This is a genomic window from Arthrobacter sp. P1_D4, from assembly GCF_056406115.1.
Genome location: NZ_JBFUAU010000012.1, coordinates 21309 through 40697, shown reverse-complemented (window position 1 = coordinate 40697; position 19389 = coordinate 21309). Strand labels below are relative to the sequence as shown.

Here is a 19389-nt window from a genome sequence, read left to right as displayed (position 1 = left end):
CCTACCTTCATCGAAGGTAGGGGGCTCAGGTAAAGGGAATGGCGGTCCGAGGTGAACGATGGCCAAACAGCGCCGGGCCAGTCAGCCCGTCAGTAGCTAAGGGACTGGCACCCCAGCGCGGACACCCCGGTCCGCAGGACGCCGGCCCCGGCGCTGGAGACACAGACGGTGTACTTGCCCCGCGCCTTGATGGGAATGGCGGCACGGTAGCCGTGGTTTCCCGGCACGCCCAGCGCGCTATTTACATCCGGCCGGGCCAGGTTGGCCGTGACGCTGTAGCTCTTGGAGCTCGAATCCGGTGACTTCACGGTGACGCGGACCGGAACACTCTGGCTCGTGAAGCCCGGATCCATGGCCCAGCCGGTCGCCACGATCGATTTATTCGTGCTGGTCCCGGACAGGCGGGCGGTGTCGAGGTAACCCCGCACCGGGGCGGCGGGCTGCGCAACCACATCCCGGCAGCCCAGCAGTGTGTTGCCCGCACTCAGCGGGCTCACGGAGATGCCGTAAGCGCACACGCGGTAGCGGCCGGACAGGGTGATCGGGATGCTGTTCTGGAATCCGTGGCTTCCGGTCAGCGAAAACGCGGCATTGACGTCCGGCCGGGTCCCGTTCGCGGTGAAGGGGTAGCCCTTGGTCTTGCCGTCCGGGCCCGTGACGTAGATATGCACGGCGTTGGAGCCCGCCGGTGTACCGGGTTCGTACGTCCAGCCTGACGCCGTGATAACCGCCGACGGCGTCCTGGTCTGCACCACAATGGAGTCCACGTAGCCGACCGGCCGCGCAGCAGGGGTCGCCGTAGCGTTCACGCAGCCCAGGAAGCCGTTGCCCTTGGTCAGGGTCGCGACCGCGATTCCGGTGGCGCAGACGCGGTACGTACCGGCCTTCGTCACGCTCACGGATGTCTGGTACCCGTGCGAACCGGCGATCCCCATGGCGGCATTGACATCGCTCCGGGCAGCGTTGGCGGTGGTGGTCACTGACTTGGTGCTGCCGTCGGGCGCCGTGACACTCAGCTGGACGGGGATCGACGCCGACGGGACGCCGGCGTCGAAGGACCAGCCTGCGACGTCCAGCCGCGCCGAGGCCCCGGCGTTGATGAACGCCACGGAATCCAGGTATCCGGTGGGCGGGTCACTGACGGCCACCGGGACGTTGCGGCAGCCCAGGGTGGTGTTACCGGCAGCAAACGGGGCGACGGGGATGGCGTAGGCACAGACCCGATACGTGCCGGTCTCGGTCGCCGGGACGGTGACCGCAAACCCGTGCGCGCCGCTGACCCCCAAGGCCTGGTTGACGTCCGGGCGCTGCAGGTTTGCGGTGAAGGCCTGGCCGGTGGTGGCCCCTGCGGGGGTGGTCACGTAGACGTGGACCGGGATGGACGCGCCTGCCTGGCCGCGGTCCACGGCCCAGCCCCGCAACTTGATGGACGGTTTGCCAGACACCATGGCGGTGGTGACCTCATCGAGGGATCCCTCGGGAGCGGGAGTGCCGGCCAGGGTGAGGGTCCGGCAGCCCAGCGCTGTGTTGTTGAAGATGCCGATCGCATAGGCGCAGGCCTGATACTGTCCGGCCGCTTTGACGGTGATCGACTCCTGGAAGCCGTGGTTTCCGCTGATGCCCAGCGCCGCGTTGACGTCGGCGCGCGGCTTGTCCGCGGTGAAGGCGTGGCCCGTCGTCGTCCCGTCAGGTGCTGTGACGTAAACGTGCGTCTGGGTGGAGGTGGAGGCCGCCGCCGGATCCACCGACCATCCGCGGACGTTGATGGTGGCGCCGGACGAGGTGACCGCGAGGGCTGCGCTGTCGAAGGAGCCCTTCGCGGGCGCACCCGGCGGACGGATCGTCACGGTGGCCGCGGTGTTGCTGACAGCGTCAATGGAGACCTTGGTGCCCGCGTGCGTTGTAAAAGCCTGACCGGCCTGCCAGGCCTGGGTGTTGCTGTAGTAGCCGTTGAATGCGGTCGCCCGGGTGTTGGGAGGAAGCAGGATCGAGGAGTTGCCGCCGCCCTGCTGGGTGATCTTCACGCCGCGGTTTCCGTCCTGCGCAATGACGGAGTCGTAGCCGACCGGGGTGCGGAGTTCCAGGAAGTACACCTCGCCGGATTTCGGGTCCGTGAACTTCGCCGCGCGGTTGGCACCTGCTCCGGCCCAAGGCTTGAGGTTCACCGTGCGGGGGGCGGATACCGTGCCCAGGTTGGCGATCTCGTTGCCGTTGCCGAACCGGCCCATTTCCCAGAAGCTGGCGCTGATTTCCGGCATGAGGTCGAAGTGCGAAATACCCATGAGATCCAGGTTGTCGCCGTAGGTCTTGATGCTGCAGGTGGCATCCGCAAACCCGGCGAACGGCCCGGAGGCCACGTCCATGGCGCCGCTGCCGCACAGCAGGCTGTTGGCATGGTCCATGCCGAGGGCGTGCCCGAATTCATGTGCCAGGACCGGCGTGGAGAGCCGGCTGTTCTGCGGCATCAGGATGCGGCCGCCAATGTTGCCGTTGCTGTAGGTCATTCCCGCGGCGCCGTTGGTGAGGTAGGCGCCGGGGATGAACATGACCAGCGCCGTGTAGGAACTCTGCGTCCAGCCCAGCTCCTGGGAGACGATGTCCACGATCTGCGCCGGCGACTGCTTGGAGGTCGCGGCGGACTTGTGCAGCTGGCGCGAGGAGGCCAGCGCAATGTCCACCCGGCCCGCGGTGGCGTAGGCCCAGTAGCGGTTAGCGGCGCTGAGCGAGGCCTTCGCCGCGGCCATGGGGACGGCCGCGTCCGTTTCGGCTGCAGTCTTGTCGGCCAGCTGCACCGTCACCAATGTGGTCTTCAACGTGCCGGCCAGCGGCGCGCTGACGTAGGTGTACTCGGACTTTGCCCTGCCTGAGGGAGGTTCCGGGCGCACAAAGTCATCCACCTGCGGCTGCGGGCTCGGGTCCGACACCGCCGGCACCGCACCAGTCTGCATGCCAGCCGACGGCGCCAGTGCGCCGGCGGACACCTGTCCGGCGGGCGGCACCTCGACAGCGGCCTCGGCGGCCTGCGGCAAGGTTGCTGCCAGCATCACGGCGGCAATCACGGTTGCCGCTATGTTTAGTTTTCGCAAGATTGCTCGCTTAGGGGTGAGACCGAAGGTGGAGACCTGTGGTGGGAGCGACGTAAGTTGCCTATAGCATAAACGGCAATCCACATCTGTCACCCCAGTAACTTTGATCTCCAAAATCACAACTGCATCACGCATTCTTTTGTGCAAGTTTTGGCGCAGAACCGGCGCACCATTTCGCCACCTGAAAACCGCGTGCCAAACTCTTAGCCGTGCCTCCTTCCGTCGCCGCGGTGAATACCGCCACCCGCAGGGTGCTCGCCGTCGCCGTCGGAGGCCTCCTGCTGTGGCTGATCATCGCCCTCCAACTGTTCGTCAACGTGGACCCGCTCAGCCTGCACCGGACGGACGCCGTCATCATGCTGGGCGGCGCGGCGTCCGAGCGCCTGCCGGTGGCGCGCCAGTTCCAGGCCGATTTCCACGTTCCGGTCCTCGTGATCTCGCACACGGACACGTTCGGCAACCGGGCGGCGGATGAGGCATGCAATTCAGCCGCCTTCCCCAACGCGGCCGTCATCTGCTTCCGCCCCCCGGACCTGGACACCCGCGGCGAAGCACTGGCAATCTCCGGCCTGGTCAAGGCCAACGGCTGGAAGTCCGTCACCGTAGTGACGTCCAGTTATCACCTCACCCGCGCGGGGCGCCTGATTGGCCAGTGCACGACGGCGGACGTACAGATGGTTGCCTCACATCCGGACCTGGATTTGGGCCAATGGCTGCGGCGGTTTGTGATCGAAACCGGAGGACTGATCGACGCTTCCCTGCGGCCGGAATGCGCCAATCAGTGAGCGAAAATGTAAGAATTGAAGCCGTCAGGTCGAAGCCGGACGATTCATTGAACTGAGGAGGACGATACGTTGGAGAACCCTGCCGACGGCGCTCCCCCACTGACCGCAGCACCGCGGCACTTGCGCCGGCGCCGCCTGCACGAGGACATACCAGATACACTCCTGGTCCCGGACGCCGAGCCGCTTCCGCTGCCCGCAGGCCGCGCAGCGCGTGAACAGGCGGCCGAAGAACCAACGCCCCGGGATCGACCAGCCTCGGCCAAGCGGGCCGCCGAACTGGACCCCACCGACGAAGAAATGGCCTACCGCCGCAAGCGCCTTGCGGCACTGATCGCCGTTCTGGTCGTAGTGGTCAGCGTCCCGGCCCTCGTGATCGCCTTGTTGCTGCTGGGCTGAACCCGCCCGGCCTAGCCGTTACAGCACAACCAACCTTCTGGGGGATAGTCCATGCACAGCATCATGCCGATCTTTGGAACCAGGCCGGAAGCCATCAAGATGGCCCCGATCGTCAGCGCCCTGCAGGAGTCTGCGCACTTCGACTGCATCGTGACTGTCACCGGGCAGCACCGCGAGATGCTGGACCAAGTCAACGAACTGTTCGGCATCGTCCCGGACCACGACCTCAATATCCTGCGGCAGGGCCAGACCTTATCCGCCATCATGACGCGCACCATCGACGGCCTGGAGACACTCTTTGCCGGGTCGAGGCCGGACGCCGTCGTGGTCCAGGGCGATACCACCACGTCCACGGCCGCCGCCATCGCGGCCTTCTACCACGGCATCCCCGTGGTGCACGTCGAAGCCGGGCTGCGCAGCGGCGACCTGCTCTCGCCGTTTCCCGAAGAAGCCAACCGCAAGATCACCAGCCAGATCGCCCGCCTGCATCTGGCCCCCACCTCCACCAGCAGGGAAAACCTGCTGCGGGAAGGCGTCAGCCCCGAGGACATCGTCGTGACCGGCAACACGGTGATTGATGCCCTTCTGGCCACAGTGGACAAACAGCTCCCCTTCACGGACCCCAGGCTGGAAGAGCTGGCCACCAGCGGCCGCCGAATCCTGCTGGTGACCACCCACCGCCGCGAAAACCAGGGCGATGCCATGCGCAATATGGGACGCGCGCTGGCCCGGATCGCCGACGCCGAGCCGGAACTGACGATTGTCCTTCCCGCGCACAAGAACCCGGTGGTGCGCGAGGCGGTGCTGCCCGCGCTGGACGGCAAACCCAACGTGCTCGTCACCGAACCGCTGGCCTACGGCGAGTTCACCCGCCTGCTGTCCGTTGCCCACCTCGTGTTGACGGATTCGGGCGGCGTCCAGGAAGAAGCCCCAAGCCTGGGCAAGCCGGTCCTGGTGATGCGGGAAAACACCGAGCGGCCCGAGGCTGTGCATGCAGGGACGGTGCTGCTGATCGGCACCGACGAGGAACGGATTGTGTCCGAAGTGTCCCGGCTGATCCACGATCAGGGGCACTTCGCCGCAATGGCCAACGCCGTCAACCCGTATGGGGACGGCAAGGCCGCCGCGCGCACCGTCGCAGCCATCGAAGAACTGGTAGGCGTGGGATCCCGGATTGGCGAATTCGACGGCGCGTAGGCGCCCGCCGGATTGCCACCAGGTCGACGCAAAGTTAACCCAGCATTAACGTCGAGTGGCCAGCGCCATTCGGCGCCACCGACGCTGAACCCTTATGCTTGGACGCGGGGGAAGCGCCTCCTGGCCCGTGCACAGGGTCCCGGGGCGATCTCTAGCGATGCAATGGCTCGCCGCTCCCGCCACCAGGATCGCTCGTAGAAGAGGAAAAGACACATGAAAGTCCAGGCCGTAATTCTTGCCGCCGGAATGGGAACGCGGCTGGCGCGCCCACACCCGAAGCCCATGACAGAGCTCAGCGATGGGCGCACCATCATGCACCAGCAGGTCCAGAACCTGCAGAATGCATTCGGCAAAGGCCTGCGCCTCACGATTGCTGTCGGGTTCAAGCTCGAAATGATCCTGGAACACGTACCGAACGCGTCGTTTGTGTACAACGAGAACTTTGACCAGACCAACACCTCCAAGAGCCTCCTGAAGGCAATCCGGAATTCGGCCAAGGGCGGCGTGCTCTGGATGAACGGCGACGTCGTGTTCGATCCGGACATCCTCCAGATGCTGATGCCCTACATCAAGCGCGATGAATCATTCATCACCGTCGATGTGTCCTCGGTTTCGGATGAGGAAGTGAAGTACACCACCGACGCCGACGGCAACATTCTGGAGCTCTCCAAGGCCGTGCCTGCGGACGTTGCCCGCGGTGAGGCTGTCGGCATCAACTACGTCAGCTCCAAGGACAAGAAGAAGCTCCTCAAGCGGCTCATTGAAGTCGATGACCAGGATTACTTCGAAGGCGCGATCGAGCTGACCATCAAGCAGGACGACGTCAAGTGGACCCCGGTGGACATCAGCGAGTTCTACGCTGTGGAAGTTGACTTCCCGGACGACCTGGTCCGGGCCAACGCCAGCATCTAAGGGCAGCATCAAAGGGCCACATCAGCAAGTGCGTGAGCAAAGCAAGAAGGAACTATCGCGACGGGACGCCGCTCGCTGGGCGTTTGGCGGCGCGATCGGTGTCACCCTTTTGGGGATATCGGAGTCCTCCGACGGAACTCCGAGCACACCCCCGCCGGGTGCAGCGGCGCTACGGACAAGTGGCTCGTCAACAACGTTGGACGCCACGGTTGTGCTGGGACCCCGGAGGGTGTCGAAGCTTCCCTACCGGCGGCTCACACGGGGTCCGGGTATCGAAGCACAGGTACGCGAGGAGCTTTGTGCCCGCATACGCCCGGCAAACGGCGCGAGGAGCGGGCTGGCTGCTTTTGGGCACCTGACTGATAGTCATGTGCTGGATGCGGCCAGTCCGGGGAGACTGTCCTTTCTTTGGCAGTACCTCGACTTCTCGGACGGATTTCCGAACTCGGGGAAGTTTCGCCCGCACGACCTTCTGACCGCCCATGTCTTGGACGCGATGGTCCGCAAAATGAATGTCATCGGGCGCGGACCGGTCAGCGACCGGGCTCTGGACTGCCTGGTAATTACGGGCGACCTCACGAACTCCTTTGCCGTCAGTGAACTGTCGGCGGCGATCGGCGTAGTTAAGGGCGGTCCCGTGACGTCGTCTCCGAATGGAGTGTACGAGGGGATCCAGGATCATGGTCCGGCCCCGGTGGAACTGTCCAAATACATCTGGCATCCCGAACCGGAATCCACGCTGAGGTCTCCGGATGAGTGGAAGAGCCGTTATGGGTATCCCACAATTCCGGGATATCTCTCGGCCGCACTGCAGCCGATAGCGGCGGAAGGTTCGGATTTCCCCTGGTACATCGGCGTCGGCAACCATGATGAATCCGGCCAGCCGGCGTCCGGTCCCATTTCTCCAAAAGCCGAGTTCGTCGGTGCTCTTCGAATCGGCGACCGGCTGCCCACCCGGCTGCCGTCCGGCATGGACACGACTGACTTCTGGGAAACAGTCAGGACCTCCAATGACAGTGAACGCCGGAGCCTCATCGCTTCGCTGCCGTCGAGACAAGTGCCGCCATCGAAACTTCGGCGCGCATTCAGCAAGACGGAATTTATGGACGCGTGGCCGAAGGACGCAGGAAATCCACGGTTCCGCTCCGGTTCCGGCAAGGGTTCCCGGGCCGATCCGTGCTACACGTTCGACCTGTCGCCGGATGTTGTCGGCATCATGTTGAACACCGCAAGTCCCGACGGCGGCACTGAGGCGGCGCTGGACGCCGCCCAGGCGGATTGGCTGGAGGAACAACTGCAGCGGGTTTCCGGGAAGTTCTACGATGCCGAGGGCAAACTCGTCACCTCGAAGGCCGGCGACCGTCTCGTAATCCTGTTTGGCCATCACCCGCTGTCAGCCTTTGCCGCCAAGCAGCCCTCGTCCGGCGACGGGCCCACTTTCCTGAGCCGATCGAAGGTCCTGCGACTCATCGCCCGTTTTCCCAACGTGGTCGCCTGGGTGAACGGTCACGGACACAAACACCGGGTGACACCGCACAAAGCCATTTTTGAGCATGGCGGATTCTGGGAAATCACTACAGCCTCGCTGATTGACTATCCGCAGCAATCGAGAATTGTTGAATTGCTGGACAACGGCGACGGGACCCTGTCAATCGTGGCGACTCTGGTTGACCACTCTGAGCCCGACAGCGTGACGTACGGAGAAAGCCAGACTCCGGGTTCCCTTGCGGCCTTGAGCCTTGAGCTCTCCATGAATCGTCCAGGGCTTGATGTCGAGGCCGTGCGGGGAAGCGCCGGAGACCAGAATGTTGACCTTGTCCTGCTGAAACCGTTCTGACGTAGACTGCCCGGCAGCGGTCGGGCGTTTGCGCTCGTGCAACGATTTACTCGGACCAAAAGATCATGAAGCTACAACCACCGGTTGGAACAGACGAAAGAAGCGAATCAGACAATGCCAGGTCACGACCAGAGCCAAGCAATAGCTTCGCTGAAAGCCACGGCTAAGAGGAACCTTCGGCGTGTGTGGCGGGCATTGCCCAAGGAGCAGCAGACCAAGTTCCGGAGAATGGCACACCCCGCGAACCTGGCCCGGGTCCAGCGGATGCTGGGGACAACGGGGGTTGCACGCCTTCAGCTAGCGCGGCTCACTGTTGTCGTCCTGGTCACAGACTATGCTCCCAATCCGGAGGCCACGCTGCGCAGCGTGGTGGGCCAGCAGCCGTCCGCGCTGGACATGATCGTCGTCGACACGTCCTTGGCCGGCCTGGGCAGAACATCCGCACAGGCGTTCGTGCGGCGGGACGGCCGTGTGAAGTACCTCGCCCTGCCCGGCACCGGCGAGGAGGAAGCCCGGAACCGGGCTGTGGCTTCGTCGCGGGCCCCGTACCTGATGTTCCTCACGGCCGGCGACGTGGTCGAAAACCGGGGCCTGGACATCATGTACCGGTCGCTGCGTGAGACAGGCTCATCCTTCGCCGTCGGCATGACAGGAATATCCAAGGGCAAGTCCAGCACCACCCCATCCTGGCAGCGGGAGATCCACGCTGAACCCCGGGCCGCCGCGGCCGTCGCGGACGTGCCGGAGATACTGCTCGATGGTGCACTCGCCAACAAGCTTTTCACCCGTGACTTCTGGATCTCGGCCACTGCCGACGTTGCACTCGCCCGGGAGCACTGGCAGTACGAGGCAGTCGCGACCCTTTACATGCGCGCCAAGTCATTCGACATTCTTGATGCCCAGGTCATAAACACGTCCATTGACTCCGCAGTTCGCCCTCCTGCCCGCGAGCTTCTGTGCCAGACGGAGTACCTCAGTGACCGCTTGCACCGGCTTGAGGCCCTGGCCTCCGTGGTCAGCACGGTCTCGGCTCCTGACCACTACCGGCGCTGGCTATCCGGAGAACTGGGCAATGGGCTCTTCCGTTACTACGAGGTCGTGCCGCGTACGGATCCCGAGTATTGGGATCTGTTGCACGCCACCGTGCTGCGCCTCAGCGACGGCCTGGATCTGGACTGGAATGCCATCCGGATCCACAACCGGCTGATCCTCTCCGCCGTGCTCACGGACTCACGCGCGGACGTAGTCCGAATCTGCAACCACCGGAGCGACTACGGTTCCAGCTTTCCGACGCTGATTACGGACTCCGGGATCCTGGCGCAACCCCGGTACCTGGCTGAGCTTTCAGGCTACGATCCGGATCTGCTGGCCTGCAGCGATGACGATCTTCAAATGGTGAGCAGGATGACTCACTTCGACTGGCAGCCCGACGGCCGGCTGATGATCGGAGGGCATGCGTACATCTCCTCCGTGGACCCGGCTGACGGCAGCCTCTCCATCCATGCGTCCTTGGTCAACGCCAGCAGCGGGGCGACAGTCGCTCTGGCGGTGGAGCGCCACTCCGACAAGTCCATCGACTGGCAGTCCAACGACAACTGGACGTCCTACGCCGAGGCAGGATTCAGTGCTGTCATCGATCCGGCCGTGATGTTGGCAGACGATGAGGCCACGGCGCCCGCCAACTGGCACGTCCTCCTGACTGTCAGCGCCGGCGGCCGGACAATCGCAGCGCCGTTGAGGCTCCGTGACCTGACCGGGTCCACCGGGCAGTTGCCCGTGGGGCCCATGGTGGGCTCGTCCCGGATGGCCGTGGAGATGCGCGCCGCCACCACTGGCCTGACCTTCGTTCCGGTGACGCCGCTCTACGTGGCGACATCCGTGGACCTCACCGGGCGAACCCTGCGGCTGACTGTTGAAGCCGCTGACGGGGCCCCCGTTCCCGCCAAAGTATCCATCGAGAGCCGAAAGTTTGGCATCCGGAAGACTGCGACTTTCCAGGAAGTTGACGGAAACCGGGCTGTCTACGTCATCAACGTCCCGGCGCTGGGCAGTGGCGCCGGGAATACGACCGAATATGAATGGCAGCTGCGCCTGGAAAGCGGCGCCAAGGGCCCGCAGCCGGTGGCGTGGCCGGAGGGAACCGCGGAGTTGGAGTCCCGCTCGGATCAGACGCGAAGCCTCAGGCTGGGACTGACCGGTTACGGCTTCATCACCGTCGAAGAGCGCAAGAGCCGAATCATTGCTTCGACCGTCGAAGTCTCAGCCGACAAGCGGACCCTGCGCATTGCAGGCACAGCGGACATGCATGTCATCCGTGCACCGCGGGTTGTCCTCTCCAGCGGGAAGGCCGTCATCCCGGCGACGGACGTTGTCCTGCAGGTCCGCACCAACGATGGAAGCAATGCGTTCACCGCCGATTTCCTGCTTCCGCAGAACCCGTGGGGCGGCGAGGAAGTGATGCCCGAGGCCGGCGCCTACAGCGTGCGGTTCGTTTCCCCGGGAGTCGCCGACACCCTCGGCCACTGGATCCCGGCGTCATCCGGTCTGCAGAAGCAGATGCCGGCAAGGATGGACGCGGACCGGCTGGAGGTAGGCGTGAGCCGCACCTCCAAAAACGGTGCGCTCACTATCCACCTGCGTCCGCCGTTCGCGGCGGACGAGGTGGGAAGGTTCGAGCAACAGACGCTGCGCACTCCGGTCACGCTGGCCGGGAGCAATGAACTCAAGGACGCCGTTCTGTTCATGTGCTTCGGCGGCCGCCGTGCCACGGACAGCCCGCGACGCCTTCTGGAAGAGTTCCAGCGCAGGAGCAGCCAGTGGCCGATGTACTGGGCCGTCGCTGATTTCTCGGTGCCCGTGCCGGCCGGAACCGAACCGGTGCTGATCGGCTCCCGCCTTTGGTACCAGCTCCTGACCGAGTCCCGGATCCTGATCAACAACAACAATTTCCCGTTCTACTTCCGTAAGCGCGAAGGTCAGGTCTACATCCAGACCTGGCATGGCACTCCGCTCAAGAAGCTGGGCAACGACGTCGCGCGGACGAGCTTCTCCCTCTCCTACTGGAACCTCATGTGGCGCGAGGCGGAGTACTGGGATGCCCTCCTGGCGCAGAATGAATACGCCGCCGGGGTCCTTGCAAATTGCTTCGGCTTCGAAGGGCGGGTAGTAACCGAGGGCTATCCCCGCAATGACAGCCTTACCCCCGAACAGATGGAACAGAGCCGGGCCGCCATCCGGACCAAGCTGGGCATCCCCGAGGGCAAGACCGCGATTCTTTATGCTCCCACCTGGCGCGACGATGCAAAGAACGCCTCCAGGCAGTACGAGATGGTCACGTACCTCGATTTCGAAAAAGCCCAGCAGCAGCTGGGCAGTGATTACGTGCTGCTCCTGCGCGGACACCACAACATCGCAAGCCAGCGGCAGACGGCGGCCAACAAGTTTGTGATCGATGTGACCGAGTACCCGGAGGTCAACGACCTCTACACCGCCGCAGACATCCTGGTGAACGATTATTCGTCCGTCATGTTCGATTTTTGCGTGACGGGCAAGCCGATCATCTTCCTGACCCCGGACATCGCGCAGTACCGTGACTCGACCCGCGGCTTCTACTTCGATCTTGAGGAAAAGGCTCCGGGCCCACTCCTCAGCACGACGGAGGAAGTCGTTCATTCCATCCAGAACATCACGGACGTCTCCCGCCAGTTCGCCCCGAAATACGAAACGTTCGTCAAGATGTTCGCGCCCTACTGCGACGGGCAGGCGACGGCGCGCGTGTTCGATGCCCTCTGGCCGAATGGCCCGAGCGAACCGCTGATGGTGGGCACTGACAGCTCACCGTCCCTCCGCGAGAACTAGTCGCACCCGACAGCACAGGAATACCGGAATGGCCACCGCCAGCCGGTCATGCCACACGGCAGCAACCAATTTAGGACCCATTACAAATGAGCCCAGCGCAAAACACGATTGAACATGGCCTGCTTCTCGAGGAAAAGATGGAGTGGGAGACGGCCGTCGAGGTCTACACCGCCCTGCTCGCCGGGGCAGCAGGCGCCGACGCCGAACTGGCATTCCGTCTTGGGCATGCCCACTTCCACCTCGGGCAGTTCGATCAGGCTGCGACGCACCTCCAAACAGCTACGTCGCTGCAACATGGCATGGCTTCATGGCACTACCGGCTCGGTTACGTCCAGGAACAGTTGGGGCTCTTGGCGGACGCTGCCGAAAACTACGTCATTGCACTTGAGCTGGAGCCACACCGGGACCGCTGGCAGCGAAGGCTAAGCGCCGTGCGGGCTGCATACGCTATATCTGAGCCGGAACTGGCCCTTGTCCTGGCACAGCGACGGAACCCTGACTACCACTCGGAAAAGCTCACACGTCTTCGGGAAAACAAAGGCCCATTGTGGCAGGAACTGGAAATTCTGACTGCTGGAAAAGAAGCCCATGAAGGCAATGCCGCATGGCTTGCCCAGCTCGGGGCTGCACAGTTCGGCATGAAACGCTTCAGGGAGGCTGCGGCGACCTACGCCGAAGCTAACGCAATACTTCCAGGGAACGCCGAATGGTATTTCTACGAGGGACACGCCAATGCTCTCAGTGGCCAGACCCAAAAAGCCGACGAAGCGTACGCCCTGGCCGTTAGTCACGATAAGAATTTCAAATCAGACGTCGTGGGTATCGGTGCATTCTTCCAGAAAAAGGGCGCGTGGGTAGAGGCGCTGGGACATTACCAGGATCAGCTGCGCAGGCAACCGGCCAATGCCGAGGTGGCCTACCGGGTCGGGCTGGCATTTGACCGGTGCTACCGATGGGCCGAGGCGGCTAAAGCGTACGAAGATGCAATCACACTCAAGCCGGATGTCCCGTACTGGCACTATAAGTTGGGGCTTGCCCGTGAGCGCAACTTCCAGTGGCTTGAAGCCGGAGAAGCCTACGGGGACGCGTGGCGGCTGGATGCATCCAAGAAATATTGGGCGTATCGAGCCGGCTACGCATTGGAGACAGCCGGTCGGGCCGAGCAGGCGTGTGAGTATTACCTGGTCTCAGCGTCCTACCCGGTGCCGCCGTCGCCCGCCGGCAGCCCAAACGCCGCAGAGGATAGTGACGGGTCACACCTCAAGGATTTACTGCACCAAATGGTGCCGGCACTGGCGGCGAAACAGTCGTCCGAGATTATGCAGCGTGCCGGCGACTTTTCCGCCCTGCTCGGCGCCTGGGACAGCGCAGAATCCGCGTTCGCTGAGTCCGTTGCCCGGAACAATGACTTCAGTCCCCGCTCCTTTTACTATCTCGGCGTCGCGCGCCACCGGATCGGGGACTTCACATCCGCCTGTGCTGCCTTCCGTCAAATGCGGATCTTCAAGACATCAGATGGCATCGACGTCGAAAGCTACCTGAAGAACAAGGCTCAGAAGAACAGCCTGGAGTACGTTGAGTACTACGAGACCCTTCCGCTGGAGCCGAAAATCATCCTGTGGGAAAGCAACCACGGCTCCTCCATAGGGTGCCACCCCCTGGCACTTTTCGACGAGGTCTGTTCCGATCCGCGTTACCAGGAATTCAGTCACTACTGGGCCATTAACAATGAGGACAACATCCCCGATCGTCTCCGGGGCCGAAAGAATGTGAGGTTTGTCCAGACAAACTCGGACTTGTACAAGAGAGTCCTGTCCTCAGCCGCACACCTCGTGAACAATGTGTCGTTTCCGCCGTATTTCATCCGCAAGGATGGCCAGAAGTACCTCAACACCTGGCATGGGACACCGTTGAAGACCCTGGGCCGGGATATGGCCGGCGGTCCCGTCGCCCACGCCAACATCGCCAGGAACTTCCTGCAGTCAACCCACATGATGAGTCCGAACCGCCACACGTCCCAGGCCTTGATCCAGCGCCACGACATTGAGGGCCTTTTCCGGGGCAAGATTGCGGTCACAGGCTCACCACGAATTGACGGCCTGGTAAACGCTGACGAGTCCAAACGCCTTCAATTGCGGTCCCAGCTGGGCATCGCCGCGGATGACTCGAAGCCGGTGGTTCTCTACGCTCCCACCTGGCGCGGCGCCTCGGACGACAGATTCGTCGACGCCAGCAAACTTCAGGAAGACCTCGCCGCCATGCGCGGAGCCAACCATCACTTGTTTTTCCGGGCCCACCGCCTCACGGAGGGACTCCTCGACGGATTCGATGCCGGCTCCTCGATCGTCCCCGGTGATATCGACACGAATGACCTGCTTTCCGCGGTGGACGTGCTCATCACGGACTATTCGAGCATCTTCTTCGACTTCCTCCCCACGGGCCGGCCTATCGTCTTCTATACCTTCGATCTGGACGACTACTCACAGGACCGCGGTCTCTACTTCGACATGGAGGAGATGCCCGGCACCCTCGTGCGGGAAAGGTCGGATCTCGCGGCAAGCATCCAGAATTCGCTGACTAGTGATCCGGCCTCCGATCCTCGGTATCTGGCTGCCAAGGATCAGTTCTGCCCCTGGGAGGATGGCAACTCCGCCAAGAGAGTGGTCCGGTTCTTCCTCGAGGACGACCCCGACGGACTGGCTGATGAACCTGCCGAGGAGAAGACCACTCTCCTGTTCCACCACGGACTGCTCCCTAACGGCATTGCAACGTCCTTTCGGAACTTGGTCTCCAGTCTGGACACCTCGCGTTTCCGTGCCGTCCTGGTAGTTGAACCTGCAGTCCTGGCAGCCAATCCCGCGAGACTGGAAAAATTCAGGGAACTGCCTGACCACGTCCAGATCATCGGCAAGGTCGGTGTCCAGTCCCACACACCGGAGGAACGCTGGATCGCGCGAAAGTTGACGGCGAACCTGGACCTGCCTTCAGCGGCACAGTGGCAGATCTATCGCTCGTCCTTTGCCCGTGAATTCCGTCGAATCTTCAGTGACAGCCAGTTTGATTCGGTCATCGAGTTCGACGGGTATGCGCCGTACTGGTCAAGTTTGGTGGCCTATGGTCCGGACCATGCGCATAAATCGATTTACATGCACAACGACATGGCCAACGAAAAGCTGATGAAGTTCCCCGTGCTGGAAATCATTTTCCGGCTGTACCGTGATTTCGACGCGCTCATCTCCGTGGCGTCCAGCGTTTCCGACAGGAACCGCCGCGAATTGGCCGGACCCTACGCCCTCGAGAGCACAGCGTTCACGCACTGCGATAACCAGATCGACCCGGGCCGGGTTAACAAGGGAGCCGCGGAACCCCTCGACAGCGACATCGCCGAGTGGTTCGAGGGCGGACTCTACAACTTCATCGCAATTGGTCGGTTGTCCCCGGAAAAGGACCATCGAAAACTGATCAGGGCCTTCGTGCGTTTCCACGACTCCCATCCCGGAGCTAGGCTCATGATCGTCGGTGACGGGCCCCTCCGCTATGAACTCGAGAAGCTGATCGTCGGCCAGAAGGCTTCCGACTACATCTGGCTGGCCGGCCAGCGGGCGAATCCGTACCCGGCGCTGAAGCACGCCCATTGCTTCGTCCTGTCATCTCTCCACGAGGGCCAACCTATGGTCCTCTTTGAGGCCATGATTTTGGGTGTTTCGATTGTCTGCACCGAGATGCCTGGACCGCGGGATGTCCTGCAGGACCGCTATGGCCTGATTGTGGAGAACTCGGAGGACGGTCTGCTTGCGGGGCTGGCAGCAGCCGAGCGTGGCGAGCTTCCCCATGAACACTTTGATCCTTCGACCTACGTTGCGAGCGCGCTGAACCAGTTCTTGACCCACAATCTCACTGAAGGGGACCCGGCCAGGGTCTAATTGGATTGCGGCAGGCCGCGACCACGATACTGTCAGTAGCGAAGTTCCCGGAAGGAATGAGAAGTCCACATGAAGTTGGTTAGTCCCTATACATCCTCCGCGCGTCCCGTAAACTTCAAGTTTCGAGCCGCGCGGAAGGGGGCTAAGCACCTCATTGTCATATTTACCTCCATCCGCGCCGATAGAAGTTGGCTTGACTTCGACCACGACGGTCCACTGCTGGCCCACAACAGGGCCAATCTCCTTTGGATCTACGACGACTTTGGCGCGGAATATTCCTATTACCTGACCGAGAATCGTAACTTCGAAATCGAGGTGGCGGTTTCGCAGCTCATCGCTGAAGTAATAGATCAACTGGGCCTGAGCAGCAGCGACTGCACGATGGTGGGGATGTCCAAGGGCGGTTCGGCCGCACTGCGTCTTGGAATTAGGTGCAATGCCAAGAATATTTTGGCCCTAACACCCCAGCTCGCCATAGGCTCCTACCTGTTGAATCGAAAAAGAACAGCGATCATCGAGTACATGAGCGGCAATACGCTCGCGACGGACATCGAGTGGCTGAATTCATTAGTTCCGGAAGTTGTCCGGTCCGACTCCAACAGAGATCGAAACATATACCTGATCACTTCTCCGTACGATCCCCATTGCATAGATTATCTCGATGAGGTTCTGCCTTATTTCCGCCGTTACTCGAATTTTAGTCTCATTTCGACAGCGTCAGATCTGACCCGAAATCATCTTCAGACGCTCCACTACAATGTTCCGTTCGTCGTTTCCCTCCTAACAATACTTGCCGAGGGACTTGCACCACGGTTTGGAGAGGATTCCAACGGGTTTGGTTTTGACGGAAGCGGCCACAGGGACAAACACTTCAAGCTCGGTCCAAAACACGGAGGACTCCTGGCGGGCCCCGGATAGAAATAATCCAAAGAAGTTTATTCGCGGAGCTGGAAGCCAGGCGCGAAGAACCGTCTGGTCGATTTGAAGAATTTTCACATGCAGAGAGAGAACGAACGCTGTCCATGGCGCGCAAACAAAACGTTCGGATGGTTGTAGAGCCATCCTCAATCACGATGGCCGGGGCGACTCCTCTGGTGCGATCCGCGCCCAGGCCCCTCAATCAGAGACAACACAGCTACAGTGAGGAATTCGATTCTACGACCCTCTTTTACGACGTCTTTCAATCCGATGATAGAATCGTGCTTTCTGGACCACCGCTCCTCAATTTGAAGGCGGCGCTTGATCGCGCTGAATTCACTGACGACAGTGGCCGTGTTCTTCCGGCGCATCTTGAAGATATGGACCGCACGCAACGGTCATTTCTTCCGTCGCCGCAGGGATCCACGTTCATTTCGATCTTGTCGGATGAATTCTCGATTTCTACTTCCGTAGGCCCCGACCTGCGAGAAGTTTTCGCCGGGTTGAATGTCCTGTTCACGAAGTCTAAAGACAACCACTTGATCTGGATCCGCGATTGGGCGGAATTCCACGTCAAGCACCATGGCATCACCGGCCTGCTGATTTACGATAACGGGTCGACTGCCTACTCACCTGAGGAAGTCCTGCAGACTGTCGGATCCGTTGACGGGCTCACGTCAGTAGTAGTCGTGCGCTGGCCTTTCAAGTTCGGCCCCCAGGGCGGCGGTTGGGACGGGTTGAACGATGCCCCTTGGGACTCGGATTTCTGTGAATACGGGATTATGGAACACGCACGGTGGAGATTTCTCCCCTTGGCCAAAGCAGTCATCAACGCAGATGTCGACGAGTTGGTCCTGGCCAACGACAGGAAATCCGTTTTCGACGTGCTGGACTCCTCGTCGGCTCCGGTGCTCCGGTACCCCGGCCGATGGATCGAAAAGACGTCGGCCGTGCCCGGACGCGTCCCCCGGCATTCGGACTTTTCCACGTATGACATTTCGAGGGGGAACGCTACTGCCAAGTGGGCAGCAAGGCCTGCCGATATCCCCGAAGTAGCACAGTGGAAAACACACGGCGTCCCGGGCGCCGACACCACAGAGACCACAGACGTGATGCACCGACACTTCATGGCCATTAGTTCTGACTGGAAGCGGTCTCGAACGGGCACGCGAAAGTTCACGCCAAGTAATCAAAGGACCGATCAAGCCCTCGTAGATGCGGTGAGGCATGCCTTTGACCTGGATTCAGCTGAGGTTGACGGTCCAGTCGCTGCGGAGAGTCCCATGCTGGTGGTCCCCCACAAAACCCTGGTTGCACTTCAGGGGATACTGGAGCAGGACAAGACACTCGGTTTGCATGCCACAAAGCTATGGTTCTATTCCACTCGCTGCCTGGTCCTGGACATGGAATGGAGCCGTCGGCGAGTCGCGATCGATATGGTACTGACCGACGATGACATCGTTGTCAAATTGCATGCCAGAGATGCGGTCGGCCAGAAGCTACTGGAGAGAGTGGTTTCCCAAACCGGCTGCCTTTTTAGGTCGGGGAAATATATCGTCGCGCGAGTTCGACTTGAGGCGGTTCCGAGCGCGACTGCTTCGGCGCTTCTCCGGATTATCAATAATCTTTATGTGAGGGGCCAGGAGCCGGACGACAATCCCGCTGTCGGACTCGTGGCTGAGGGCCTAGCTTCCAACTAGCTCATCAGCGGAAAAGATCGAAGGGACGGTGTCCGGAATCTCGTTCATTTGGAGATGCTTGCGGACCCAATTGATTTTTTCGCGATGAACCGTGGCCGGCGACCCCAGGGCGAGAGTGAACGGCGGGACTGGACGCGACCGTGTGACAACACTTCGTGCCCCGATCACGCACCCGCTGCCGATCGTAGAGCCAGGCATCACGAAAACTTCCTGGCCTATCCACACATGGTCACCGACCGTGATGGACTCGGAATGGTTGATGCGCTCACCCGTGACGCCGTCATAGATCGGGTGGGAATCGTCAGCGCGGATGCGGCACTGGTTGGCGATCAGCACATCATCGCCGAACGTAATGTTTGCGCCTTCCGCCGTCGTTATCTGCAGGTCAAACCCGCTGTAAAACTTGTCGCCCATTGAAACAGTGCAGTCCAGGCCCAAGGTGATCCGGCCCCGGTACCAGGCCCACACCCCCATCGTCACCGATGAGTTGTCCCGGTGAAAAACAATTGATCCGCCGAACTTGGATCCGCTTCCAAAGACGACCAGGCAATTGGAGCCCTTGAACTCTATCGAGGCGCCAGGGGAGCAAGCGGGCGACCCTACAATTCTGTTCCCTTTTGCGTCCGAGTACTCCCGGATGTCCTGGCCCTTCAGTATTACCGTCATTGCTGTCCCTCAGTGTCTCTAATGCCCGCTCTCTGGACCATCAGCAACCTTACCGCAGTGCGGTCCCAGGCACGTGCTGGCCGAAGGAGAATGGGAGTCGGCAAACCTCAG

Annotated in this window: 11 protein-coding genes; 9 read left to right on the top strand and 2 right to left on the bottom strand. The window is 61.7% G+C overall.

Features of this window, described 5'->3' with window-relative positions; translation table 11 throughout:
- Positions 1-89: 89 nt before the first annotated feature.
- Complete coding sequence (locus AC1D0A_RS13115) at positions 90-3086, bottom strand: hypothetical protein (RefSeq protein ID WP_476945997.1); 2997 nt, start codon at positions 3084-3086, stop codon at positions 90-92.
- Between the two features lie 209 nt (positions 3087-3295).
- Here AC1D0A_RS13115 and AC1D0A_RS13110 point away from each other — a divergent pair, with 209 nt between their 5' ends.
- The 9 genes from AC1D0A_RS13110 to AC1D0A_RS13070 all read left to right on the top strand — a co-directional run bounded on the left by AC1D0A_RS13110 (position 3296) and on the right by AC1D0A_RS13070 (position 18612).
- On the top strand, positions 3296-3871 hold the full coding sequence (locus tag AC1D0A_RS13110) for a YdcF family protein (RefSeq protein ID WP_243177146.1): 576 nt from the start codon (positions 3296-3298) through the stop codon (positions 3869-3871).
- 69 nt (positions 3872-3940) lie between these two features.
- On the top strand, positions 3941-4267 hold the full coding sequence (locus AC1D0A_RS13105) for a hypothetical protein (protein WP_243177145.1): 327 nt from the start codon (positions 3941-3943) through the stop codon (positions 4265-4267).
- A 51-nt stretch (positions 4268-4318) separates the two neighbouring features.
- Entirely contained in the window at positions 4319-5464 is a 1146-nt protein-coding gene (gene wecB, locus AC1D0A_RS13100) for a non-hydrolyzing UDP-N-acetylglucosamine 2-epimerase (RefSeq protein ID WP_476943859.1), read from the top strand.
- Positions 5465-5677: 213 nt separating this feature from the next.
- On the top strand, positions 5678-6376 hold the full coding sequence (locus AC1D0A_RS13095; protein WP_243177143.1) for a phosphocholine cytidylyltransferase family protein: 699 nt from the start codon (positions 5678-5680) through the stop codon (positions 6374-6376).
- 229 nt (positions 6377-6605) lie between these two features.
- Entirely contained in the window at positions 6606-8213 is a 1608-nt protein-coding gene (locus AC1D0A_RS13090; protein WP_476945996.1) for a TIGR03767 family metallophosphoesterase, read from the top strand.
- Between the two features lie 228 nt (positions 8214-8441).
- Complete coding sequence (locus tag AC1D0A_RS13085) at positions 8442-12071, top strand: bifunctional glycosyltransferase/CDP-glycerol:glycerophosphate glycerophosphotransferase (protein WP_476945995.1); 3630 nt, start codon at positions 8442-8444, stop codon at positions 12069-12071.
- Between the two features lie 86 nt (positions 12072-12157).
- Positions 12158-15994: a CDP-glycerol glycerophosphotransferase family protein gene (locus AC1D0A_RS13080; RefSeq protein WP_476945994.1), complete on the top strand. Its 3837-nt coding sequence runs from the start codon at positions 12158-12160 to the stop codon at positions 15992-15994.
- A 69-nt stretch (positions 15995-16063) separates the two neighbouring features.
- Complete coding sequence (locus AC1D0A_RS13075; RefSeq protein ID WP_243177138.1) at positions 16064-16912, top strand: hypothetical protein; 849 nt, start codon at positions 16064-16066, stop codon at positions 16910-16912.
- A gap of 281 nt (positions 16913-17193) precedes the next feature.
- Positions 17194-18612 carry a hypothetical protein gene (locus tag AC1D0A_RS13070; protein ID WP_243177137.1) on the top strand — a complete coding sequence of 473 codons (1419 nt, stop codon included), beginning with the start codon at positions 17194-17196 and terminating at the stop codon, positions 18610-18612.
- On the opposite strand, the gene AC1D0A_RS13065 is transcribed toward AC1D0A_RS13070, so the two are convergent.
- Positions 18598-19278, bottom strand: coding sequence for an acyltransferase (locus AC1D0A_RS13065; RefSeq protein WP_243177136.1), 681 nt, complete (start codon positions 19276-19278; stop codon positions 18598-18600). The genes AC1D0A_RS13070 and AC1D0A_RS13065 overlap by 15 nt on opposite strands.
- Positions 19279-19389 lie beyond the last annotated feature (111 nt).